Genomic DNA, 24,669 nt, shown 5'->3' with positions numbered 1-24,669 from the left:
ACAAGACCATGATGGTGTTCGGCGACGCTAAAAAGGTCATCGAAGACATGGTTAAAGCCGTCGAGTAACCCTCTGCGCAACACTGAAATGACGCGTCCTCCCCTATCCTGCGAACGTTATGCTTTCGCAGGATAGGGGTGAAGATTTATAGACGAACGCTGGCAAAGGTTGACTCGTTACGTGCCTGGCTCAACGCTGACATCGAACCGGCCAACGGCGACAGCACCAATGCTTGCGGCAGCGGCATCATCGCCACCTGCTGCGTGGTATTGGAGCCGACGCGCTCGTCACGTGGCGGAATGCCGAAGTACTCGCGGTAGCACTTGGAGAAGTGCGGCGTGGACACAAAGCCACAGATCGACGCCACTTCGATGATCGACATCGGCGTTTGCTTGAGCAACTGGCGCGCGCGGACCAGGCGCAGTTTCAGGTAGTAACGCGACGGCGAGCAGTGCAGGTACTTCTGGAACAGCCGCTCCAGCTGGCGACGGGACACGTCGACATACACCGCCAGTTCGTCCAGGTCGATCGGTTCTTCGAGGTTGGCTTCCATCAACGCGACGATTTCCTGCAGCTTCGGTTGATTGGTACCGAGCATGTGCTTGAGCGGCACGCGCTGGTGATCCTGTTCGTTGCGGATGCGCTCGTAGACAAACATTTCCGAAATGGCCGCCGACAGTTCACGCCCGTGATCACGGCTGATCAGGTGCAGCATCATGTCCAGCGGCGCGGTACCGCCGGAGCTGGTGAAGCGATTACGGTCAAGGGTGAACAAACGGGTACTCATTACTATCCGCGGGAAAGCTTCCTGCATCGCCGCCAGGCACTCCCAGTGCACACTGCAATCGAAACCATCGAGCAGTCCGGCGCAAGCCAAGGCCCAACTGCCGGTGCAGACCGCACCGAGTCGGCAAGCCTTGCGGGCCTGGCTTTGCAGCCAGGATACGTGTTCACGGGTAACGGTGCGCTGAATGCCGATGCCACCGCAAACGATGATCGTGTCCATCGGCGGGGCTTTGTGCATGGAGGCGTCAGGGGTGATTTGCAGGCCATCACTGGCCCAGACCTGGCCGCCATCGACGGTGAGGGTGGTCCAGCGATACAGCTCGCGACCGGATAACTGGTTGGCCATCCGCAGCGGTTCTACAGCGGACGCCAGAGAAATCAGCGTGAAATTGTCCAGCAACAGAAAGCCGATGGATTGAGGCGCACGGTTCTGGGGTTGGGCCCCGGAGTTGAACGTCGTCATCGCGGTATCTCCTCACACAAAGCGGGTGATTGGCCTCAGGCAAAGGCTCTTTTTATACCCCCATCCAAAAGTGGGTGGGTTTGTTCCTATTCAACCTGCAAAGGTCATACCCAATTACCTATGGTTGAACGGATCCAAAAACGACATCACCCAATGTCTCTACGCTGAGGGTTTGCAGGGCGGGAGCCATAAGGAAAACGCTTGATTTTGAGCCCGCGCTTATCAACCTTGTGCACATTCGTAGCACATACGCGAGAGATGCCTATAAACGACGACTTATTTGTCACCGACACTCACATGTCGGTTTTTGAAAACAATAATGACCAATGCCCGATTTTGGGCTGGCACAAGCGTCATGCGCTATAAAAGTGATCTGCGACCGGTTGAATCCACAACCCATAGCTGCCTTTCAAAAGTGGTTGAAGTTCGGCCATCAGGATGACCGTTCAGCCGTGCAGATAAGCCGGCAAGCCTTACCTGCCCGATTGCCGGGTAAGCAAGTGGATTAGCGCATCATCGTCGATTTCGAAGACCACTGATTTTGCGTCGATTTCCGTTAGGAACTCACGACTACTCACTAACGTCAAATGGCGACCTCTGATGAGGCCGCCATTTTTCAGCTGATTTAATCAGTTGCCGTTTGGCATCGACAAGTTGATGCCTTCTTTTTTCAGGGCATCACGCACGGTTTGGAATTTCTGGTACTGCGACAGCTCGATCGGCCCGTCATAACCCATGCTTTGCAATTTACGTGGCGGGTAATCGACGTAGGTTTTCATTAGCTTCATGATCGCCGCCGAGATCGGCACCATAGTCCAGGTACGCTCAGTAAAGTTGTTCATGAAGAGGTCATAGCGCTCTTGCGGGTCTTGCCACAAATCAAAGACTTGCGGCACGGTGGCCACGTATTTTATTGCGCCTTTCCATCCTAGATTAGTGTCCACGGCCAGACCACCGGTTGCCGCGCCATCATCGCCGCGCAGGTTGAATACGGCCTTATAGTTTCCGACACGGGCCGCACCCGGGGACAATTCGTTCTCAGTGAAATAGAACCACTCCTTGCGCGGTGAAGGGCCGTTGCCAGTGAGTACTGGCGTCATATCATAGCTGTCGAAGAGGATTGGCTGACCCTCGCGATCTTTCTCGGGCAACTTCACGCCAGCCACAGAGGCGAACGTCGCCATCAAATCCAGGCCACCGAGAATCTCGTGGTTTTTCGTGTCCGGCTTGATCTTGTCTGGCCAGACGGCAATGGCTGGTACCCGATTACCCCCCTCACGCACTGTACCCTTGGTCCCGCGAAATGGGGTGTAGCCGGCATCCGGATAAACATCCTGCCAGGCCCCGTTGTCAGTGGTGTAAACCACCAGCGTGTTTTTATCCAGGCCGAGTGCCTTGAGCTTGTCCATGATGCGGCCGATGTGAGTATCGAGTTCGACGACAGAGTCGGCGTACTTGGACTTGGACATGGACTTATGAATGAACTCCGGTGCTGGCATGTTCGGCTGGTGCACTTTCATGAAGTTGACGTTGATGAAAAACGGCTTGTCCGATTTGGCCGCGGTGTCTAGAAACTCCAACGCAGCTTTTTCGACATAGTTGTCAAAGAACGGTATGCCGACCACGCCAGGTTTGCCGTCCACCACAGGTGTGTCCACGTACTGACCATTGACCTTGAACTCTTCGACCGGCTTTTCACCTGCCTTGCCGGACAACGCGCCTTTGGTGACCTTTTCAAACATCGCACGGGTTTCCGGATCCATGTCGGGGAACCAAGTCGGGTCTGCGTAGGTGTAGGCATTGAGGTGATACAGGCCGACGTATTTCATCACGTCATAACCTTGAGCATTGGGAAGGGCATAGTCGGCTTCACCCAAATGCCATTTGCCAGTGAAATAAGTGTCGTAGCCACCGGTTTTCAGCACCGATGCCAGCGTCCATTCGGCGGCGGGCAAGCCACCGCCCTGGCCCTGGAAGGCCACGGTGGTCATGCCGCTACGATTGGGGATGCGCCCGGTTTGCATGGCCGCCCGACCAGGCGTGCAGCTTGGTTGCGCATAAAAAGAGTAAAAAGTAACACCTTCTGCCGCCAGCTCATCAATACTGGGCGTAGGCATGCCGCGACCAACCCCACCGCCGTAGGGACCCAAGTCGCCATAGCCGGTGTCGTCGGAGACGATAAACAGGATATTGGTTTTTTCCGTTTGAGCGGCGTGAGCAAGCCCGTTCAATGACAATAGTGCAGCAAACACGACAGACAGCTTGAAACGATCCGATAGCTTGTCCATACCAGCAATCCTCGTTGTTTCATTGTGTTGGCAACCTGGTGATGAGTGCACAACTACATTGACACTTGGTGCGTTGACCACCGAGTAATTAGCCTAGGTATTGAGTACAGAATCATTTCCCCCTTGCTACATGACCATGCACAGGTTAAGGCGCAGGATAGAGTTTAGTGCGGTTTTTTTCAGATGTACGTGGTGAGTGCTCTGGCTGTATCAATAGAAGTTTTCTGAAGAAACCTTCTTCTGTTTCGGTCTAATAAAGTTTAGGGACACTCCTTTCAATGGAGAATGTTTCGCCCCGTTGTAGAGGGGGACGACTGATCGATGGCTCAAGGGAACATTAGTTGATACGAGTTAATCCGACTGGCCGGAGACAGTATTTTTCCCCGTCGAACATAGTTCAGATACCTGATCTAAGCTCATTGGCGGCAGGGTCATCCTCAGCCTTGTAACCGCGACACAACAACCCAAGCTCTCAATTTCGAGAAAGGAGTTGGTAGTGAACAATGGCGTTCGACTTGTTCCTTTCATTACCTTTGCGGTGGCATGGCCCGAAATTAGCCTCGCTGCCGATAGTCAGGCCGAGCTGGCCAAGCAAACGCTGAATCCCGTCGCCGCACTCTACAGCGTACCTATTCAGTACAACTGGAACCAAAAACTCGGCCCGAGCGGTGAGGGCTACCAAAGTGTCACCAACATCCAGCCAGTGCTGCCATTCAGTATTAATGACGAGTGGAACCTGATCTCCCGGACCATCCTGCCGATCGTTGATCAGCATGGTCTGGTACCTAGCGGGCAGGCGGACAAATCCGGTATGGGAGATGTGACCCAGAGCTTCTTTTTTTCACCCAAGCAGCCGACTTCCAGTGGCTGGATTTGGGGGGCAGGACCGGCCATTCTGGTTCCGACCGGCAGCGATGAGCTTTTGAGCAGTGAGCAATGGGGGTTGGGGCCCACAGTGGTGGCCCTCAAACAGAGCAATGGTTGGACCCGCGGCATTCTGGCCAATCACATCTGGTCGCTGGAAAACAGCCCGCCCGATGACAAGGACAAGGTCAACGCGACTTTCCTGCAACCTTTCTTCAGCTACACCACTCACACCTACACCACCTTCGGCATCAACACCGAATCCACCTATGACTGGCAGACCCGCGAATGGTCAGTGCCAATCAACCTGTTCGTCACCCAGTTGTTCAAAGTGGGGCATCAACCCATGACCCTGCAAGCAGGACCACGCTATTGGGCAGACAGTCCGAAAGATGGTGCCGAGGGTTGGGGATTCCGGGTGGCGTTTACACTGTTGTTTCCCAAGTGAGTGCCAAAGCTCAATGGAGCATGTTAAGCGTCTGCTTCTGGCCGGTTTCTGCCTGTCGCCACCTGCAGCAACAGGTATCTGTCCAGGCACCTTTTAAACACCGCCATATTGATACACCGTCGCACTCCAATACTGGCTGCCGTTACGTTTTTGGCGAACCCATCCATCTGCCACCAGTTGTTTGGCGATCATTCGATTCATAAAGCCATGACCGAGCAGCAGAACCGGTCCTTCGCTGGCAAGGGACTGAAGTCGTCGAGCTGCCGTGCTGGCGCGCATCCTCGCAGTGCCGGCGGATTCGACTCTGCGTGAGTAGCCGCATAACCATAAGACTCGAAGGATAAATGCCCATGTAAACGGCGATAGCCGTGGCAGTTTCCAGTGACCGTAAGGCAGTTGCGCTTCACAGAAAAGCGCGTCGACAAGGGCGGGCTTCAGGCCAAGAGCCTGGACGGAGGTCAGCGCACGAGGCGCGCTGCTTGAGACAATCACCGTGGCGGTTGCGGCGAGCTGCATGCTGGCATCCGGGACGGGTTGGTTGGTAATTTCGGACTGGTTGTATTGCTCGATCCAGTCGTTCATATCGAGCGCTGACATTTTGTCGGTTGCGACCAGCTTTGGCTGGCCGTGACGCATCAGGATTATTTCCCTACTCACAGTATGTTTACGTCCTTGTTCAGGTGTGCGGTGGAAGAAGTGCAGTTCCGGGAACTTAAGGTTTGACTGTCGAACCAATCGGGATCGCGGTACCACGCCACCGTGTCGGTGATTGTCAGCTCTAGCGCCCGGAATCTCAGGCCAAGCTCTTGTTCAGTTTTGCTGTGGTGGAAGAAGGTGCGGTCCTTCTCCGCGACTATCGCCATAAATGGGGCATTACACCCACCCAAACAGGCGTTTACCACCAAACTTGAGGAATATTCCCCACTCCCCCTTCTCTGGCTTAAAACACTTTAGAAACAGATTGTTAATTAGGTTGAATTTTTTCTTCGCCCTACAGTAATGGCTCATTAGTTGCACACCCCCTGGTACCCATAACAGCTGTCGCCCCGGATTTGGAGACGACGGGACATCACGCGTGGGGTGAAAAATGAAATGCACAACTCCATCTTGCGACTCCTTCGGCTTGCTGCGCAAATCAAGCCTGCATTGTGCGATGTTCCTTACCTTGGCCACGGCAGAAGCCGCGCCGCTGGATGATTTCGGCCCGCCACCACCGACGGACCCCTCGGCGTTTACCAATCCGCCGGCCGACCCCAAGGCTGCGCTGGATGCCATAGAGGCCATGCCACCCGCCAACACGGGCGCCTACGCCCTGCCCAACGGTGTGTTCGGCACCCGCACCACGCCAACGGTCGACAACGTGCTGCCGCCAAACTTGCAAACTTCCTTCAAAATCCCCACCAACGGCAAGCCCAGCCCGTTGTTCGGGGCCCAGCCGTACACTCAGCAACTGCTGCTGTTCGAAGAATTCGGCACGGAAAAACTCGACCCGACACTGCCGGCACCGCCCCTGACCTTCCCGGTTCCGATCGTCGGCCCGGCGCCCACGCAGGACCCGAACAACATCGCCCGCAGCGGCCCTTCGGCCGCCGCGCTGGAAGCCTTCATGCGCCAGCCGGGGCTGTACCCGTTTCCGTCGCAGTTTTCCAACGTGCTGGACCGCAACCCGTGGAAAGCGCAGATCGAAGCCTTCCTCAACCGCCATCCGGTGGGCTCGCCGGCCGAAGGTCGTCCGCCAGGAAAAGGCTGGTCGCACCAGCGCTGGAACGAGTTCTACCCACAGGTCGCCTTCAAGACCGCTCAAGCCGGCGCCAAGCTCAACGGCGGCATGCGCGACCGCCGCCAGTTGCACAACTACGCCGTCGGTGAGTTCGGGCCGGGCGGGCTCTACAACCAGACCTCGGACAACCCGATCATAACGGGCACCACCAAAGGCATCGACACCCGCTTTCACCCCAACATGCCGATTCAGAACCACAAGGCGCTCTGGACCTTCGACGGCACCTTTCCGCCAAAACTGCTGATGGTGCGGTACGGCCAACCCGTGCTGATGCGCCACTACAACGCCCTGCCGATCGATCCGTCGGCCAACATGGGGTTCGGCCTGCACACCCTCAGCACCCACGAACACAACGGCCACTCCCCGGCCGAAAGCGACGGCTTTGCCAATGCGTTTTTCTTTCCGGGGCAGTACTACGACTATCGCTGGCCGATCCAGTTGGCCGGTTACGACTCCATCAACACCAGCGCTCAGGATCCGCGCGCGGCGTTCCCCTGCGCGCCGGGTGAAACCCTGTTCGTCAACGATGCCACGCCGGGCTTCAAGACCTGCGACAACGGCAGCATCAAGATCCGTGGCGACTGGCGCGAAACCATGAGCACCCACTGGTTCCATGACCACATGCTCGATTTCACCGCGCAGAACGTCTACAAGGGCAACGCGACGATGATGAACTACTACAGCGCCCTGGATCGCGGTAACGAAGCGTTTGTAGACGGCGTCAACCTGCGCCTGCCCAGCGGTTCGGCATTGCCCTGGGGCAACCGCGACTACGATGTGAACCTGACCGTGGCCGACAAGGCCTGGGATACCAATGGCCAGCTGTGGTTCAACCCGTTCAACACCGATGGTTTTCTCGGCGACCAGATCCTCGTCAACTGGCAGTACCAGCCGCGCCTGAATGTGCGCGCGCGCAGCTATCGCTTCCGCATCCTCAATGGCTCGGTGTCACGTTTCTTCAGGATCGCGCTGGTGCGTGAAATCGTCGGCACCGGTGGCGAGTTCCCCGGCCCGACAGGTTCCGGCCTGTCTTACACCCGCGTGCCGTTCCACTTGATCGCCAACGACGGCAACATAATGGAACACGCCGTGCCGTTCGACGGCAGCATGGACCTGGACGCTGACGGCGACCTGCAGGACCACAACGCCATCCTGCCCAGCATGGGCATCGCCGAACGTTTCGACATCATCATCAATTTCTCGAAACACGGGATCAGGACCGGCGACAAGCTGTACTTCGTCAACCTGATGGAGCACCACGACGGCAAGGGGCCGGAGGCATTACCGCTGAGTCTGGCCGATGTCCTGTCCGGCAGGTACAAGGCGGTGCTCAAGCTGGGCAGCAAAGGGCTGGAGTGGGACGCCGGCGATCCGGTGGTGGGCAAGTTCATGCAGATGGTGGTCCAGCCTTATGCCGGCCAGGACGTGAGCATGAACCCCGCCGACTTCGAACCCGCCAAGCCGGGCAAGCCGGTGGGTAAAAGCATGATCGCGCTGACCCTCAACCGTGACGACCCGGCGGTGCAGGCCAAGCTCAACGCCGCGCGGCATCGCGAGTTCACCTTCGGCCGCTCCGACGGTACCGACGAAGAACCCTGGACGATCAAGACCGACGGCGGTTTCGGCTTCCAGATGGACCCTCGGATCATCAGCGCCGCTCCGCAACTGGCCACCGGCCCGACCCCTGCCGGCTTCTCCGGCGACGGTACCCTGGAAGTGTGGAAAATCAGGAACGGCGGCAACGGCTGGAGCCACCCGGTGCACGTGCACTTCGAAGAAGGCATCGTCCTCAACCGTGACGGCAAGGCGCCGCCGGAATGGGAAAAATGGGCACGCAAAGACGTCTATAACATCGGCGAAGGCATCGACAGCTCGCAGGACGTGGACATTGCGATCCGCTTCCGCGAGTTCGCCGGGACCTACCTGGAGCATTGCCACAACACTCAGCACGAGGACACCTCCATGCTGCTGCGCTGGGATGTCGAGCACCCCGGCCAGTTCCAGTTGATGCCAACCCCCCTGCCCGGCTGGGACGGCGTCACCTACGTCAATTCCGCCGCGCTGCCGACCTTCCGCACTGGCGATAGACGTGAAGAGGACGGCGATAACCAAAAACCGATTGCCAACCCCGACAGCGCCATCAGTAACACCGGCCAACCGGTGATCATCAACGTGCTGGCCAACGACACCGACCCTGACGGTAACGTGCCACTTAAAGTGGTAGGTCTGGAGCAACCGGACTCCGGCAAGGGCGTGGTCAGCACCGATGGCCTGCGTGTGACCTACACACCACCGGCCACGGTCCCCGCGCCGTTCACCGCGACCTTTTCCTATAGCGCCAGCGATGCCAGGAACGCGGAGTCGGAACCGGCGATGGTGTCCGTGGCGGTCTCGGCAGCGATCAACGAGAACCTGATCGTCACCAGCGCGACCGTCACCGCCCGCAGCAACAGCCGCTGGTATTGGGTCCTGTCCGGCACCACCTCCCGTGGCACGGGCAATACCATCACGGCAACGGCCACGACCACAACCGGTACGGTGAACCTTGGCGCCGCCGTCCTGACGCCTACGGCCACAGGCGCGCGCTGGAACATAGCAGTGACCACCGCCGGCAGTGGCCCGTCGCCTAGCCCGACGGCGACCATCAAATCGGCCTTCGGCAAAACCGTGACGGTGCCGATAAAGGCGAACTGAGTACAACCAGGCATTGGCGATGAGGGTCTCCTTGAGGCCCTCTTGCTACAAGCAAAACGAATCTGCCTAGGTTTTAAAGCGCGCCACCGTCTGGTGCAGCGCTCCAGCCATCTGCGCCAGCTCCTGACCGGCTGCGTGGGTATGTCGGGCACCCAATACGATCTGCTCGGACAAGTCACGAATGCCCACCAGGTTGCGGTCCACCTCACGCGCCACCAGGGCCTGCTCCTCCGTGGCACTGGCGATCAGCAGGTTGCGTTCATTGATCTGCGAGATCGACCGGGTGATCTCCTCCAGTGCCTCGCCGGAGCGTTGCGCGACTTCCAGGGTCGTCTGCACCAGGTGACCGCTGCTTTGCATTGCGGTCACCGCATGCCCGGTATCGAGCCGAATATTGCCAATCATCTGCTCGATTTCCTGGGTCGACACATGAGTGCGATGAGCCAGCGCCCGCACCTCATCGGCGACTACCGCAAAACCACGCCCGGCATCACCGGCACGAGCCGCTTCAATCGCTGCATTGAGGGCCAGCAAATTGGTTTGCTCGGCAATGCTGCGAATCACGTCCAGCACCGCACTAATGTCTTGCACACGTCCGGCCAATTGCTGAACACGTTCGGAGGTATCCATCATGCCGTCCGCCAGCGCACCTATCGAGGCCACCGTTTCCTGAACTTGCTCGCGGCCGCGTTGTGCGGTCTGCTCGGAAACCCGGGACGCCTCGCTGGTGCTGACGGCATTGCGTGCGACCTCGTCGACGGCCGCCGTCATCTGATTGACCGCCGCCGCAGCCTGTTCGATCTCCAGGCCCTGAAGTTGCAAACTGCTGCTGGTCTGACTGCTGACCGTGCTCAGCTCTTCGGACGAACTGGCCACCTGATCGACCGACACGGCGATGTGCTTGACCATCGCGTTCAAGCTTTGCTGCATCCGGTGCATGTTCATCATCACGCTACCGTCGGCATTTGCATTCACTGGCACTTGAATCGTCAGGTCGCCCTGCGCGATTTGACTCAAGACCCGCGCGGCATCATCGGGCTCGCCACCCAAGGGCCGGGTGACACTGCGCGTCACGATGACCGCCGCGGCGATGACCGAGGTCAGGCAGAATACAAGCAGCCCCAACATGTTCAGATACGCTTCTTCGTACAGGGCCTGCGCCGATCTTTCACGATCGGCGAAGATCTGCCCTTGCAGCGCCATCAAGGCGTCCAGACTTTTATAAACCTGCTGTTCGGCAGGGACGACGTGCTGTTTCAACTGCGCCATCGCGGCATCAAAAGCGCCTTGCCGGATCAACACCTGCACCTGGGTGAATGCGTCGACGTAAGCCTCGCGATTCTTTTTCAGGGCAGCATAGGCGGTCTTGCCTTCCGGCAGATCGAACAGCGGCTCGAGGGTTTTCAGCGCCAGGCTGATACGCTTTTTGGTGGCATCGATGGCCTCTTGCACTTGCTGATTGTCCTTGTCGATCAGCAAGTCCCGGGTGTTCCTGGCGTTGTCCCGTACACCTGTGGCAATGACCATGATCGGATCGATTTTCGGCCAGTCCCGTTTGACGATCAGCATGGCCTGTTCCTTTAGCGTTGCCAGATCGTGCAACGCATACAACACCAAACCTGTCAGTACCAACGGCGCAATTGCAAAGCCGATGACGATACGTTGTGCCGTGCTCAACCTGGCCATGTCATATGCTCCCTGATTAATTCCCGCCCGACCCCCGGCACATCTGAAAACAGCATGTACTCACAAGCCTTCGATTCACCCTGCCCCGGTCGCTTTAATGTCCGCGAATATAGTGTTCCAGTTGCCGGATCAGTTCGGCCTGCTCGACGATGGCTTCTTTAACCAGATCACCAATCGACAACAGGCCAATCAGTTGGTCGCCCTCCACCACCGGTAGATGGCGCAGGTGACTGTCGGTCATGACCGCCATGCAACGCTCAATACTCTGCTGACTGTCTGCTGTCACCACGGGCGCGCTCATGATGGCCCGGACCGGCGTACCGACCGAAGAGCGCCCCTGTAGAACGACCTTGCGCGCATAGTCGCGTTCGCTGATAACGCCGACCACCTGCCCCTCCTCCATGACAGGTAACGCACCGACATTTTTTTCGGCCATCATCTTCAACGCTTCAAGCACCGTCTGGTCTGGCGCGATGCTATGCACCCGTCGGTTCTGCACGGCCTTGAGCTTGAGCAGTTGTGCGGCTGTTTTCATACTAGCCTCCGATACTGTTTGTCATTGATCATCGACTCCGCCGGAGCCAGGCATGAATCATTAATTGAGTGAGCGTTCAGACCGCGTCGAAATCCATTTGGTCAGGCCACCGCGACCTCCACCTGGCCTCCGTTGAGGCGCACAGGCCAGACCCGCAGGCGCTGCTGCGGATACTCCAGACAACTGCCGTCCTCAAGGCGGAAATGCTGTTTGTAGAGTGGCGAGGCAATCACCAGATCGCCCTTGATGCTGCCGATCAGCCCGCGACCGATGACATTCGCCCCGGATTGCGGGTCATGATTATCGATGGCATAGAGGGTCTTGCCTTCGGCAGCCGGCAGGTAGAACAGCGCCACTTGTGCACCGTCCAGCCAGACGACGACGCCTGAGTTACTCACCAGATCATCCTGGCTGCACACCGCTTGCCAGGCATCGGGATGGACCAGGGAGGAACTGGAATAGGCTCGCTGGGTATCGGACTGGCTCATCAGACAATCTCCTCAATGACAGGGATAAGGTGGAGTTCAGCGGCCATGATCGGCCGGCGCTGACCGCGTTCCTGGACAAAATGGATGTCCGGGTCCGGGCGTTGATCGTTGACGAAGGTGCGGAAGCGCTTGAGCTTTTCCGGGTCTTTAAGGGCATTGGCCCATTCGCACTCGTAGCGGTTGACCACCAGCTGCATCTGCGACTCGAGCTCCTCACCCAGCCCGAGGCTGTCGTTGATGATCACGTCCTTGAGGTAGTCGAGGCCGCCTTCCAGGCTCTCGCGCCAGACCGAGGTACGCTGCAACTTGTCGGCGGTGCGGATGTAGAACATCAGGAAGCGGTCGATGTAACGAATCAGGGTCGCGTCATCGAGGTCGGTGGCAAACAGCTCGGCGTGGCGCGGACGCATGCCGCCGTTACCGGCCACGTAGAGGTTCCAGCCTTTCTCGGTGGCGATTACGCCCACGTCCTTGCTCTGCGCCTCGGCGCATTCACGGGTGCATCCGGAGACGGCGAACTTGAGCTTGTGCGGCGAGCGCAGGCCCTTGTAGCGGTCTTCGATGGTCAGGGCCATTTGTACGCTGTCCTGTACGCCATAACGGCACCAGGTACTGCCCACACAGGACTTCACCGTCCGGGTCGATTTGCCATAGGCGTGCCCGGTCTCAAAACCCGCTTCAATCAGCTCGGCCCAGATGTCCGGCAACTGATGCAACTGAGCGCCGAACAGATCGATGCGCTGCCCGCCGGTGATTTTGGTGTAGAGGTCGTATTTCTTCGCCACCACGCCAATCGCGATCAGCTTGTCGGCGGTGATTTCGCCGCCAGGAATACGCGGCACCACCGAGTACGTACCGTTTTTCTGCATGTTGGCCATGAAGGTGTCGTTGGTGTCCTGCAACGGCACCAGCGACGTGTCCATGATCGGCTGGTTCCAGCACGAGGCGAGGATCGAGCCCACCGCCGGTTTGCAGACGTCGCAACCGGTGTGGCCACGGCCATGTTTGGCCAACAGTTCTTCGAAGGTGATCACTCCCTCTACCCGTACCAGCGCATAAAGCTCCTGACGGGTATAGGCGAAGTGTTCGCACAGGCTCTTGTCGACACTGACGCCGCGGGCAATCAGCTCATGCTCGAACACTTGCTTGAGCAGGCCGGCGCAACCGCCGCAGCCGGTGCAAGCCTTGGTCTGCGACTTGAGCTGGCCCAGGTCCGTACAGCCGCCGTCGATGGCCGAACAAATGGAGCCCTTGGTGACGTTATGACATGAGCACACCGTGGCCGACTCGGGCAGCGCACCCGGGCCCAGGGTCGGCGCGCCTTCGGAGGACGGCAGAATCAGGCTGGCCGGTTCCGACGGCAAGGCGATGGCGTTCTGCATGTATTGCAGCAGGGTGTCGTAATAGCTGTTGTCACCGACCAGCACTGCACCGAGGACGTGTTTGCCACTCGCATCCACCACCAGGCGGCGATAACTGGCGCTGGTTTCGTCGATGAATTGATAGCTGCGCGCGCCCGGGGTGTTGCCGTGGGCGTCGCCGATGGAGCCGACATCCACCCCCAGCAGCTTGAGCTTGGTGGACATGTCGGCACCGGTGAACGGCTCGGCGACTTCGTTGCACAGACGGGCCGCGACGCTACGCGCCATCTGGTAGCCCGGTGCGACCAGGCCGAACAGGCTGCCGTTCCATGAAGCGCATTCACCGATGGCGTAGATGTTCGGGTCGCAACTTAGGCACGTGTCGTCGATCACCACGCCACCGCGCGGACCGATCTCCAGCGCGCATCGACGAGCCAGCGCGTCTTGAGCGCGGATACCGGCGGAAAACACGATCAGGTCGGTTTCAAGGAATTCGTTATTGGCGAAATTCATGCGATAGCGGTACTGCTCGCCCGCACTGATCGATTGCGTGGCGCGGGACAGGTGTACACCGACGCCCAATCGTTCGATCTGCGCCTTGAGCGCCTGGCCACCGAGGTCATCCAGCTGTACCGGCATCAAGCGCGGCGCGAATTCCACCACGTGGGCTTCAAGGCCCAGGCTCTTCAACGCGTTCGCGGCTTCCAGCCCCAGCAAGCCACCGCCGACCACCACGCCGCGCCGGGCATTGGCCGCCGCAGCCCGAATGGCATCGAGGTCTTCCAGGGTGCGATAGACCAGGCGCGACTCACCTTCGGCGCCTTCGATTGGCGGAACGAACGGATAAGAACCGGTGGCCAGAACCAATTTGTCATACGAGACGCAACCTTGCGAGGTGACCACCTGGCGACGGACGCGGTCGATTTCCAATACCGGCACACCCAAATGCAGCGTAACGCCGGGCGTCTGGTAAAGCGACGCATCGGACAGCGCCAGCGACTCGGCATCACGACCGGAGAAGTACTCGGAAAGATGCACACGGTCATAGGCGCGCATCGGCTCCTCACTGAAGACGTGCAGCCGGTAATGGTCAAGCGCTCCCCGCTCGATCAGCTGTTCGACACAATGATGTCCGACCATGCCATTACCGATCACGATCAGCGTTTGCATCTTGTTCAACGTGGCAACATTGGAATTCATAGAAAGCACCCAGCCCGAGCCAATCACGGTTTTAAAAGCAAAAAAAAACGCCTGAAACCTTTCGGTTCCAGGCGTCTTTGCCTGTTCTTTTGCGGTGTTCAAACCAGGCATCTATGCCTGATCCACCGATGCTGCCCACGACCTGTTCGGCCAATCGATCGTCGTTGACCGAGGGGGCTGTCCACACGAATGCGTTCCAGGTGGACCTGAAGCCAGCCTTGCAGCCTTTGTGCCAGCCAGCGACACAGAGACTTCAACTATCTGGAAACACTGACTTTTGAGCCTGAGGGGATTGTCACGACGCTGGAGCTACCGCAGGCGATAGCGCTTTGCGGCGCTTCCGACTGGTGCACGTTGTTAGGCATGGCGCTTTATAAAAGTGCATGGACCGTTCGATTCCACAGCTTGTCAGCACTGAAGCCTCGATCTGCTTTTCCTGTCAGCCCTGTCATGTCGCCGTCACATCCACCAATCACAATGGGATCAGCCAAATGGATTTGGCCCATCTACAGAGAGCTTGGCCGACGCCGGGCTTTTTCATTGCTACGACGACATGCTTTTCACGAAACGCTCACAGAATGGAGCGCAGATTGGAAGCACAAAAGGATTTGACCCCAAACAGAAGGCCCGCCATTGCGCGGGCCTTTTGCTGCCTGCATTGAGCTCGTGATGAATCGATTTCAACCGGGATTCAACCGCTTCATAAAGTGAAACTGGCGGCCAGAAGCAGAACTGACAGCGAACCCGGCCGATACGCAACGGTCATAACAGCTGATGGCAGCGCAAATGATCAGTGCCCCCGGGCCGGCTTCATTCACGAGCGATGCCTGCAATTCACACATTTCAGGGCGCGCCGGATAACCTCAGTGGATTCGGTTCCTGCATGACGCAGGCACTTGCCGCTGCTCTCATCCCCCTGCTCCCTCAGCGGAGTACGCAAATGACTCAATCAATGCGGTTCTTCCTGTCGTTCTTCCTCGCGATTGCAACATTGGCATCGGCCGGTTTCCTGAACAATGCCGCAGCGGCCACCGCCGAGGATCTGAATGCCGACGCTCGACAAGCGTTGCAGACGCTCTACAAGACCAATCCATTCTCCGAAACCATCTCGCACCAAGCCAAGGCTGTGCTGGTCTTCCCGAACATCATCAAGGCGGGACTTGTATTCGGCGGCAGTTATGGCGAAGGCGTTTTAATGAAGGGCACGAAAGTCGAGAACTACTACAACTCCGTCAGCGGTTCATGGGGGCTGCAGGCCGGCGCCCAGTCGTACGGCTATGTGGTTTTCCTGATGACCGATAAAGCCGTGGACTATGTCGCCAAAACCAAGGGCTGGGAAATCGGTGTCGGGCCAACTGTTGTGTTTGTGGATGAAGGGGTTGCGAAGAACCTGTCCAGCTCGACGCTCAAAGACGACGCCTACGCGTTTATCTTCGACCAGCAAGGGTTAATGGCGGGGGTCAGTATCGAGGGAACGAAGATTTCTCTGATCAAGCGCTGAAGTCACCGTCTGACTGGCCATCGGGAGCGTGATGGCGGCCTATGCCAACCCGGATGGGGGTTCCCCTTTAGGCTAGGCTGTCCTCACTCCTGGCGCACAGACGCACCTGATGATTGGGAAGCCATCTGGACGAGCAAGGCTGTTTCGACCGTTCATTGATCCAGGTCTAAACATTGAATGACCGAATCCTGATAATGACTTTTCAGTTTTAGGTAGGCCTTAAATGACTTCACAGCTCTTCCAGGTTCACGGCCTCGTGAGTTTTACCCTTGCCATCCTCCTGCTTTTCCTTGGCAAAACCCTCGTCCAGCACAACGCCTTTCTCCGTCAATACTGTATCCCCGAGTCGGTCGTCGGCGGCTTCGTCTGTGCGGCGGTTACGTCCTTGCTTTACTTTGGCCTGAATATCCAGATCGAATTCGATCTGCAAGTTCGCGACACCCTGCTGCTCTATTTCTTTGCCGGCATCGGCTTGAAGTCGGACATGCGCCAACTGCTCAAGGGCGGGCGCCCGCTGCTGATCCTGCTGTTACTCGCCGCTGTGTTCATTCTGCTGCAGAACTCGCTGGGCATGGGCGTGGCCGAGGCTTTTGGGCTTGATCCCAAGGCGGGCTTGATGGTGGGCTCCATTTCCCTCACGGGTGGGGTGGGTACGACCCTGGCCTGGGCACCGCTCTTCGTCGAAAAACTGGGCATCAGCAACGCCCACGAACTGGGCATCGCCAGCAACACTGTCGGCCTGATTGCTGCTTGCGTCATCGGCGGCCCTATCGCCAACCAGCTGATACGCCGTTATCAACTGACGCCGTCCAGGGATGCGGAGCTGGAAGTCGGCATTCTCGAGCAACAACCGAGCAAGGCGCTGGACTACTACGACGTGCTCTGGGCCTGGATGTGGCTCAACCTGACCCTGATGCTCGGCTATGGACTCAACCTGTTGCTGGTCGATGCCGGCATCACCCTGCCCAAGTTTGTCAGCTGCCTGTTCGCCGGCATCGTCATTCACCACCTCGTTCTGGCCTTTGTCGGTGACCAGCGACTGAAAACCTGGAGCGGTGCCAGTCTGGGCCTGTCGCTGATCTCCGATATCTGTCTGGGCATGTTTTTGACCATGGCCCTGATGGGGCTTCAGCTATGGCAACTCAGCGGCGCGTTGATGTTCATTCTTTGCGCATTGACCCTGCAAATCCTGCTGACGGTCGCCTATACGTATTTTGTGGTCTTCCGTTTTATGGGGCGCAATTACGAAGCCAGCGTGATCGCTTCCGGGTTCGGCGGGATTGCCCTCGGTTCCACGGCAACGGCCATCGTCAACATGTCGACCGTGACGCAAAAGTACGGCGCGGCGCACCAGGCCTTCCTGATCGTGCCGCTGGTGTGTGGCTTTTTCATTGACCTGGTCAATGCCGTGATTATCAGCATGTTCAGTGGTCTGTAGCGACCTCGGCCCGGCTCTCGGACGGCCGGACACACCGAACCTGGGAAAGCGGACGAAAGGAGCAGCAGGATCGATGCCGCAAGGATAGGCTCAAGTAAGAGAGTGCCCCAGCCCTGATCCGGCCAGGTACGATCTCAAATGCGCCTCTTGCTACAGGGGAACCGGGATGACGGGACACACTGTGCGCCAATGCTCGTCATGGATCCTGCTATCCCTGCTCGCCGTCGATCTGGCGCTGATAGCCGGCTGTTCAGGCAAAGCCAGTACGGCTCAATATTCAGCCCCCAGCGTCGGCTCGACCTGCTATGCAAAAGCCCTCCCCACTGTCGGCGAAGGAGGCCTCGCCTGGGGCGACACCCTGGACATGGCTCGCCAGAAATCCCTGAGTAATTGCATACGCTATTCCGGCCGATCCGGCGGCACGCCAAGTACCTGCAAAGTGGTGATGGCGGAATGTAAGCATTGATAGAGCGGTTTTTCATTTCTGCGCCGCTTTTGCATTTCTGTGCGACAGATCCCACTTCAGGGTCTCCCGTTTCACACGCTCGCGGTGTTAGCTTTGAGATGTTTCTGATCAGTCGATCAGATATTTCCTACGAACCGCCTGCAAAGGAATGCCCCCAGCAATGGATTTCTCCCTCAAGCACCTGGCTGCGACCACCCTCATGCTCGCCAGCCTTTCGTCGTTCACCACCGCTGCCCACGCCAACATCACCCCGCAACAGAACGCGATCATCCTCAAGACCTTCAGTGATGCATCGGTCAAGGATTTCAGGCAGTTCCTGGGAAGCCTGGCCAAGAGCGATATCGCCAAGACCGACGACCTCGGCCCGGCCATCCGTGCCTTCCTCGACAACAAGACGCTTACCGCCGGGCAGCAAAACGAAATCCATCGTTTGCTCGGCCTCTATGCCCGGGTGAAATACGGCAGCGCGGCCACCGAAACCCTGAAGGAGCTGGTGGCCATTCCGACCGTGCGCGTGGACGGTGTCGACCAGCACGACAACCCCGAATTCCTCAAGATTGCCGAGAAGATCAAGGGCCTGGCCCAGGCGTTCAACCTGAACTTTCGCAACATCGACAACCGCGTCTACGAGATCTCCCTGGAAGGCACTGGCGATGAAGTCGTGGGCATTCACGCCCATGCCGATGTGGTGCCGGTGACGCCGGAAAACTGGGTGCTGCAGGATGGCACCCGCCTCGACCCGTTCAAGGTCACCCTGATCGGCGATCGCATGTATGGCCGCGGCACCGAGGATGACAAGAACGGCATCGTGGTGGCGCTCTACGCCATGAAGATCATCAAGGAGGAGAAGCTGCCGCTGGCCCGCAACTTCAAGCTGCTGGTCGACACCACCGAAGAGACCACGGGCGACGCCATCCCCTACTACTTCGAACGCAACCCCACACCCAACTACAACCTGGCGCTGGATGGCGGCTACCCGGTGGTGATCGCCGAGAAAGGCTACGGCACGGTCATGGCCAGCTTCGCCAAGCGCACCGCGCAAGGCAAGGGCGCAGAGATCACCTCGATGACCGGCGGCCTGGCCACCAACCAGATTCCATCGACATCGGTTGCGACCCTGGTGACCGACAAGCCCGCCGAACTGGCCGCCAGCCTGCAAAAGGCCGGCACCGAGTATGCCAAGCGCAACGGCGGCAACTTCGCGGTCGCCGCCAAGGTCGACGGCAAGGACGTCAAACTGACGGTCACCGGTGTGTCCGCCCACTCCTCCGAGCCCGAGTCCGGCGTCAACCCGGTGGCCAGGATGCTCGACTTCATCAATGGCCTCGACGGCAAGGTCGCGCTCAAGCACAACCAGATCACGGACGCCGCCCGCTACGCCGCCGACAACTGGGGGCTGGATTACCTGGGTGGCAAGTTGGGAGTCGGTTTTTCCGATGAATTCATGGGCCCGCTGACCACGTCCCTGACCTATGTCGGGATGGATGACAAAGCCTTCAAACTCGCAGTCAACCTGCGCGTGCCGAAGGGCAAGACGCCGGATGTGCTCAAGTCCGAAATCGCCGCAAAGCTGGACGCCTGGAGCAAGAAGACCAGCATCGCACCAACCTTCGACCTGTCGATCGCCGAACCGATGTACCGCAACCCCGAGGGTGAATGGGTCAAGGCCTTGCTCGCTGTGACCAGCGAAAACCTCGGCATGGAACACAAGTTCGGCACCTCCGCCGGCGCCACCTCCGTGCATGAACTGCCCAACGGCGTGCAATTCGGCCTGGCCATGCCGGACGTCAAATACACCGGTCACAACGACAACGAGTTCAAGACCACCGAGCAGTTCCTGCTGGACTTGCAGATCGTGACCGAAATGATGGGCCGCATCGGGCAATTGCCGAAGCTTTGACCCCCCTTCGGACCCGCCACCCTGGCGGGTCCACTGCTCCCAAATCACATGCTGGCCCCTGTAGGAGCGAGCCTGCTCGCGAAAAACCAGAGGACGTCGCGGTAAGTCTGGTTTCCCGCGTCATCGTTACCCCCCATCGTGAGCAGGCTCGCTCCTACGGGTCGATTTGATCCAGCACCCGGTTCGCCGTGATCTCCGCCAGCATCACGCTGTTGGAAATCCCCAGCAGTGCATTGCGCGACCCACCGTCCAGGTGATCCACCAACTGATGGACCATCACGTCGACTGACGCGAGGGTTTCGACCAGATAAACCATCAAGGTTTCGGGACTCGCCTGCGGGTCCACGGTGAACAGGGTACAGGGGGCACGCGGTGTGGCTTTGATATCGGCTATCGAGGGGATGTGAAAATCGGGGGCGGCTTCGTTGAGCCTGCTTGAGTCGGGTTCACGTGGGGAGACCGGATCGGCCTCCGGTGGGTTTGGCGTTACCTTGAACATGATCTTCAATTCCTGAGTGATGCGGTCACCGCTTCGCGACTAAACGAAGGGGTGGCAGCTGTACGCAGGTTAGTCGACCGGGGAATTGAAGAAGCCGGCGCACCCGAAGGTGCCCTGCGCACAGCCACCATCAAATACAGGTGTAAATACCTGTCTGACGGACACTTGTGCGACTTCAATTACCAACGGGCGACTAAACCCGATCACTGATGGGCAGTGACGCGAATCAAGTTACCGGTGACCCCCAAGGCGCACAAGCCGGCGGATTCTGGCGTAACCGTAGGCAACGGCGCAAGGTCTTGTAGCTTGCATGAAGTAACCTTAAACACCGTTAAACAAACACTCTCCGACGATGTTGAGTGACATGGCGCACTTGCCCGGATTGATGAATAAACCTCATGAACCCTTGCCGATTTACCCGTCTAGTGCTCATCCGTTAGCTCGCTTACTGTTTCCCCAGCGGTCCTGCACCCAGCCGATACCACTGACGTGCAGCCTGACCATCAAAAGCGGGAATTTGGGGTGAAACCATCCCGCCCGTTGTGCGCTCGTTCCTGACGGCCCACGACCTGAGAGGGAAAACCATCATCCCCTTCAACACCCACGACGGCTGCCTCGCAGTTGGCTGACCCGCCTTTAGGAGCAACATTGATGAATCCCTTGATCGCCCCATTGGTTGCCTTATCGCTCATGGCTGGGGAAGCCTGCGCCCAGTCCTCCAACGGGATCCGCATTACCCACGCCGGCTCCCAGCCCTCCATCAAGGGGGCTGCGGAAAACTTCACCGGCACGGTTCGGGTTGATGGCCTGTTCAAGGGGGATTCCCCTGCCCGCATCGGCGGCGGCACCGTGACCTTCGAACCCGCCGCCCGCACGGCCTGGCATACCCATCCGCTGGGGCAAACGCTGATCGTCACCGCTGGGGTTGGTTATGTGCAGCAAGAGGGTGGCCCACGTCAGGAAATCCGTCCGGGCGACATTGTCTGGATCCCGCCGCAAACACGTCACTGGCATGGCGCGACGGCCACCAACGGAATGACTCACATCGCCATCGCCGAAGCCGAAGCCGAAGCCGAAGCCGAAGCCGAAGACGGCAAGGCTGTCACTTGGGCGGAAAAAGTCTCGGATGCGCAGTACGAAGGTCAATCGCCCGCGCAGGGCTTGTAGCTGTTTGTTGTAGATCAACCTCAATCGAGCACCGCCTGCCAGGCAGTGATGAGCAATGGATGGAGCTTTCACGATGACCACTGATACACCGATTGCACATCGCAAGACCGGTGCCCTCCCCGCGCTGATAGCCCTGTGTCTGGGCCTTGGCTTGATGTCGGGTGTGGCCACTCAGAACGCCGAGGCATCGCAACCCATGACCAGCACACAACCTGCGGCACAAACGCTGTCGGCCAGGCAACAGGCCATTCCACTGATCGCAGCGTTCATGGCGACCAGTGACATGCCCAGGCTCAACGCTGCCTTGAACCAAGGCCTGGACGCCGGCCTGACGGTCAGCGAAGCCAAGGAAATCCTGGTGCAGCTCTACGCCTATGTCGGCTTCCCCCGCAGCCTCAATGCGTTGAATGAACTGATGACGGTGGTGCAAGCGCGCCAACAACGCGGCATCCAGGATGCGCCTGGACGCGAACCCAGCCGTGCCATTGCAACCGGTGAGGCATTGCTCGCAGCAGGAACGGCCAATCAAACCCGAATTTCCGGTGGCCCGGTCAAGGGGCCGGTGTTCGATTTCGCCCCGGTCATCAACCGGTTTCTGCAAACCCATCTGTTCGGCGACATCTTCGAGCGCGACAACCTCGACTGGCAAAGCCGCGAGCTGGCGACCGTCGGCGCTCTGGCCGCAACGCCGGGTGTGGAGTCGCAGTTGCGCTCGCACATGCGGGCGAGCCTGCGGGTGGGGTTGAGCGTGGAGCAATTACGCCAAGTCATCGAGGTACTGGCCGAGCACGGCGATGAACAATCCGCCAAACGTGCAAGCACAGCCCTGACACAGGCACTTGCTGCCTCGGGAGGTTGAACATGAAGACTGGAAAAAACCTGCTGAACATCACCCTGCTGAGCGTGCTTGCCGCTTGTGCAAGCCATGCCAATGCCGCCGCCCCCTTGATGATTCAGGAGCAAGGCAGCTTCGCCGCCGGCGGGACGATGATCACCGCACCGGGCTCGTTCAACCCGCGCAAACCCATGACGCCAGATGGCCAGACTTACCACGGCGACCATGCCTACACCTTCTACCAAATCCCGGTCGATGCGCGAAAACTGCCCATCGTCATGTGGCACGGCGCAGGCCAGTTTTCCAAGACCTGGGAAACCACCGCGGATGGCCGCGAAGGCTTCCAGAATATTTTTCTGCGGCGCCAGTTCGGCGTGTATTTGATCGACCAGCCGCGTCGTGGCGATGCCGGCCGCAGCATGGTCGAAGCAACGGTCAAGCCTGTCCCGGACGAGCAGCTCTGGTTCAACCAGTTCCGCATCGGCCTGTGGCCCAACTATTTCGAGGGTGTGCAGGTTGCCCGGGATGCGCAAACCCGCGACCAGTTCTTCCGCGCGATGACGCCGAATACCGGTCCGTTCGACATGGGCGTGGTCTCCAATGGCGTGTCGGCGGTCTTCGACAAAATCGGCCCCGGCATCCTGTTCACGCACTCTCAGGGTGGCGGGCCTGGTTGGTTGACGGCGATCAAGAACAACAAGGTCAAGGCCATCGTGGCTTTCGAGCCGGGCAGCAGCTTCGTCTTCCCGCAGGGTGAAGTACCCGCGCCGATTCCCAGCGCGTTCGACACGGTACAAGGCGCAGCGGTGCCGATGGATCAGTTCATGGCGCTCACGCGCATTCCGGTCCTGATCCTCTACGGCGACAACATCCCGGAGCAAGCCGTCGACCTGCCCGCTCAGGACAGCTGGCGCGCCCGACTCACCATGGCCCGACTTTGGCGCGATGCCGTCAACAAACACGGCGGTGACGTGAGGCTGATCCACTTGCCGGAGATTGGCATCAAGGGCAATACCCACTTCCCCATGTCGGATCTGAACAACGTGCAGATCGCGGACCTGGTGTCCGGGTTTCTGACAGAAAAGCATCTGGATTGACGGCTTCAGCACATTTTTTTAACGCGCCTTTTAATGCTCCGGAGACACTTATGAGAAACACAATTTTGAAAGCCTCGCTGATGGCCGCCATGGTCGGTATTTCTGCTGGCGAAGCCGGCGCCGCCGACTACAAAAAGAACCCGTTCACCCTGGCTTACGACGGTGCAATTACCAAGAATGAACCTGGCAAGGTCAACATCCATCCGGTCACCTACAAGCTCAATGGCCTGGACATCGCTGCCAACGTCTACACCCCTGCCAACTACGATGCGAAGAAGGCTTATCCGACGGTGGTGGTGGCGCACCCCAATGGCGGCGTGAAAGAGCAAGTCGCCGGTTTGTATGCCCAGCGACTGGCTGAACAAGGCTACATCACGATTACCGCCGATGCCGCGTATCAGGGCGCAAGTGGCGGACAACCGCGCAGCATCGACAAGCCCGCGTACCGCATCGAAGATATCCACGGCATGGCTGACTTCATCACTCAGTATGCTGGCGTCGACGGTAAGCGTCTGGGCCTGCTCGGCATCTGCGGTGGCGGTGGCTACTCGTTGGCCGCCGCGCAAACCGACAAGCGATTCAAGTCGGTGGCGACCGTGAGCATGTTCAACTCTGGCCGGGTGCGTCGCAATGGCTACAACGACTCGCAACTGGACACCATCGAGCAACGCCTGCAACAGGCTTCCGCTGCCCGCGCCCAGGAAGCGGCCGGAGGTGAAGTGCTCTATTCGGGCGATGCCAACCTCACCGATGAGCAGATCGCCAAACTGCCGTTCGAGCTGTATCGCCAGGGTTATGAGTACTACTGGAAGACCCATGCCCACCCTAATTCAACCTTCAAATACACCACGAGCAGCCTGCTGGACCTGATGCGCTTCGACGCCACCAACCAGATCGAACTGATCAATCAGCCATTGCTGATGATCGCCGGCAGCAAGGCCGACAGCCTGTACATGACCCAGGATGCGTTCCCCAAGGCCACCGGTACCAAGGACAAAGAGTTGTTCATCATCGACGGTGCAACGCACATCGAAACCTACTGGGTTCCCAAGTATGTGGACGCTGCACTCGGCAAGTTGACGCCGTTCTACGCAAGAACCTTGTGATTGGTTCGTTGGGGTCGCGCATCCATGCGGAACCTGATTACATGGAATAATCCCGCGCTCCGCATGA

At 58.7% G+C, this 24,669-nt stretch carries 19 protein-coding genes and 2 pseudogenes; 12 read left to right on the top strand and 9 right to left on the bottom strand.

Annotated features, from left to right (window positions below; genetic code table 11):
- Positions 1 to 68 (top strand): hypothetical protein (locus AC1RS8_RS10970; RefSeq protein WP_371047206.1); only part of this gene is annotated, 68 nt, incomplete at its 5' end.
- 77 nt (positions 69 to 145) lie between these two features.
- On the opposite strand, the gene gbdR is transcribed toward AC1RS8_RS10970, so the two are convergent.
- Entirely contained in the window at positions 146 to 1,249 is a 1,104-nt protein-coding gene (gene gbdR / locus AC1RS8_RS10965) for a choline metabolism transcriptional regulator GbdR (protein WP_489338649.1), read from the bottom strand.
- A gap of 629 nt (positions 1,250 to 1,878) precedes the next feature.
- A complete protein-coding gene (locus tag AC1RS8_RS10960) occupies positions 1,879 to 3,537 on the bottom strand; it encodes an arylsulfatase (protein WP_057714255.1) in 1,659 nt (552 codons plus the stop codon).
- 526 nt (positions 3,538 to 4,063) lie between these two features.
- Here AC1RS8_RS10960 and AC1RS8_RS10955 point away from each other — a divergent pair.
- Positions 4,064 to 4,849 (top strand): transporter, encoded by a 786-nt coding sequence (locus tag AC1RS8_RS10955; protein WP_489340631.1) that lies wholly within the window; start codon positions 4,064 to 4,066, stop codon positions 4,847 to 4,849.
- A gap of 93 nt (positions 4,850 to 4,942) precedes the next feature.
- Here AC1RS8_RS10955 and AC1RS8_RS10950 read toward each other — a convergent pair whose 3' ends face one another.
- Together AC1RS8_RS10950 and AC1RS8_RS10945 are read right to left on the bottom strand one after the other, a co-directional pair.
- Entirely contained in the window at positions 4,943 to 5,485 is a 543-nt protein-coding gene (locus AC1RS8_RS10950; RefSeq protein WP_489338650.1) for a histidine phosphatase family protein, read from the bottom strand.
- Positions 5,486 to 5,502: 17 nt separating this feature from the next.
- Positions 5,503 to 5,703, bottom strand: a pseudogene (locus tag AC1RS8_RS10945) (oxidoreductase); the annotation flags it as partial.
- A gap of 299 nt (positions 5,704 to 6,002) precedes the next feature.
- Here AC1RS8_RS10945 and AC1RS8_RS10940 point away from each other — a divergent pair.
- Positions 6,003 to 9,323 (top strand): Ig-like domain-containing protein, encoded by a 3,321-nt coding sequence (locus AC1RS8_RS10940; protein ID WP_489340632.1) that lies wholly within the window; start codon positions 6,003 to 6,005, stop codon positions 9,321 to 9,323.
- Positions 9,324 to 9,389: 66 nt separating this feature from the next.
- On the opposite strand, the gene AC1RS8_RS10935 is transcribed toward AC1RS8_RS10940, so the two are convergent.
- The 4 genes from AC1RS8_RS10935 to nirB all read right to left on the bottom strand — a co-directional run bounded on the left by AC1RS8_RS10935 (position 9,390) and on the right by nirB (position 14,593).
- Positions 9,390 to 11,009, bottom strand: a complete 1,620-nt coding sequence (locus AC1RS8_RS10935; RefSeq protein WP_489338651.1) for a methyl-accepting chemotaxis protein — start codon at positions 11,007 to 11,009, stop codon at positions 9,390 to 9,392.
- Between the two features lie 94 nt (positions 11,010 to 11,103).
- Positions 11,104 to 11,544: a CBS domain-containing protein gene (locus tag AC1RS8_RS10930; protein WP_090456003.1), complete on the bottom strand. Its 441-nt coding sequence runs from the start codon at positions 11,542 to 11,544 to the stop codon at positions 11,104 to 11,106.
- A 101-nt stretch (positions 11,545 to 11,645) separates the two neighbouring features.
- Positions 11,646 to 12,032, bottom strand: a complete 387-nt coding sequence (gene nirD, locus AC1RS8_RS10925) for a nitrite reductase small subunit NirD (protein WP_090456004.1) — start codon at positions 12,030 to 12,032, stop codon at positions 11,646 to 11,648.
- Complete coding sequence (nirB, locus tag AC1RS8_RS10920) at positions 12,032 to 14,593, bottom strand: nitrite reductase large subunit NirB (RefSeq protein WP_489338652.1); 2,562 nt, start codon at positions 14,591 to 14,593, stop codon at positions 12,032 to 12,034. The genes nirD and nirB overlap by 1 nt, the downstream gene beginning before the upstream one ends.
- A 940-nt stretch (positions 14,594 to 15,533) precedes the next feature.
- Here nirB and AC1RS8_RS10915 point away from each other — a divergent pair.
- From AC1RS8_RS10915 to AC1RS8_RS10900, 4 genes are all read left to right on the top strand, one after another.
- Positions 15,534 to 16,094 (top strand): lipid-binding SYLF domain-containing protein, encoded by a 561-nt coding sequence (locus tag AC1RS8_RS10915; protein WP_150723586.1) that lies wholly within the window; start codon positions 15,534 to 15,536, stop codon positions 16,092 to 16,094.
- 223 nt (positions 16,095 to 16,317) lie between these two features.
- Positions 16,318 to 17,532: a sodium/glutamate symporter gene (gltS, locus tag AC1RS8_RS10910; RefSeq protein WP_102672736.1), complete on the top strand. Its 1,215-nt coding sequence runs from the start codon at positions 16,318 to 16,320 to the stop codon at positions 17,530 to 17,532.
- A gap of 166 nt (positions 17,533 to 17,698) precedes the next feature.
- Positions 17,699 to 17,998, top strand: coding sequence for a hypothetical protein (locus AC1RS8_RS10905; protein ID WP_090456009.1), 300 nt, complete (start codon positions 17,699 to 17,701; stop codon positions 17,996 to 17,998).
- 160 nt (positions 17,999 to 18,158) lie between these two features.
- Complete coding sequence (locus tag AC1RS8_RS10900) at positions 18,159 to 19,898, top strand: dipeptidase (RefSeq protein WP_218497515.1); 1,740 nt, start codon at positions 18,159 to 18,161, stop codon at positions 19,896 to 19,898.
- Between the two features lie 154 nt (positions 19,899 to 20,052).
- On the opposite strand, the gene AC1RS8_RS10895 is transcribed toward AC1RS8_RS10900, so the two are convergent.
- Positions 20,053 to 20,397, bottom strand: a complete 345-nt coding sequence (locus AC1RS8_RS10895) for a DUF6124 family protein (RefSeq protein WP_407516403.1) — start codon at positions 20,395 to 20,397, stop codon at positions 20,053 to 20,055.
- A gap of 515 nt (positions 20,398 to 20,912) precedes the next feature.
- On the opposite strand from AC1RS8_RS10895, the pseudogene AC1RS8_RS10890 reads away from it, so the two are divergent.
- The 5 genes and pseudogenes from AC1RS8_RS10890 to AC1RS8_RS10870 all read left to right on the top strand — a co-directional run.
- A pseudogene (locus AC1RS8_RS10890) lies at positions 20,913 to 21,008 on the top strand (flavodoxin); the annotation flags it as partial.
- A gap of 40 nt (positions 21,009 to 21,048) precedes the next feature.
- Complete coding sequence (locus AC1RS8_RS10885; protein WP_493162594.1) at positions 21,049 to 21,564, top strand: (R)-mandelonitrile lyase; 516 nt, start codon at positions 21,049 to 21,051, stop codon at positions 21,562 to 21,564.
- A gap of 73 nt (positions 21,565 to 21,637) precedes the next feature.
- The gene (locus tag AC1RS8_RS10880) at positions 21,638 to 22,423 is read left to right on the top strand and encodes a carboxymuconolactone decarboxylase family protein (protein ID WP_489338654.1); all 786 of its coding nucleotides are present in this window, start codon (positions 21,638 to 21,640) and stop codon (positions 22,421 to 22,423) included.
- A gap of 2 nt (positions 22,424 to 22,425) precedes the next feature.
- A complete protein-coding gene (locus AC1RS8_RS10875) occupies positions 22,426 to 23,496 on the top strand; it encodes an alpha/beta hydrolase (RefSeq protein WP_489338655.1) in 1,071 nt (356 codons plus the stop codon).
- Positions 23,497 to 23,546: 50 nt separating this feature from the next.
- Positions 23,547 to 24,602 (top strand): alpha/beta hydrolase, encoded by a 1,056-nt coding sequence (locus AC1RS8_RS10870; RefSeq protein WP_090456020.1) that lies wholly within the window; start codon positions 23,547 to 23,549, stop codon positions 24,600 to 24,602.
- Positions 24,603 to 24,669 lie beyond the last annotated feature (67 nt).

It is taken from the genome of Pseudomonas sp. GW821-FHT12A04 (assembly GCF_058807755.1).
This window is presented reverse-complemented; position numbering and strand designations above follow the sequence as displayed.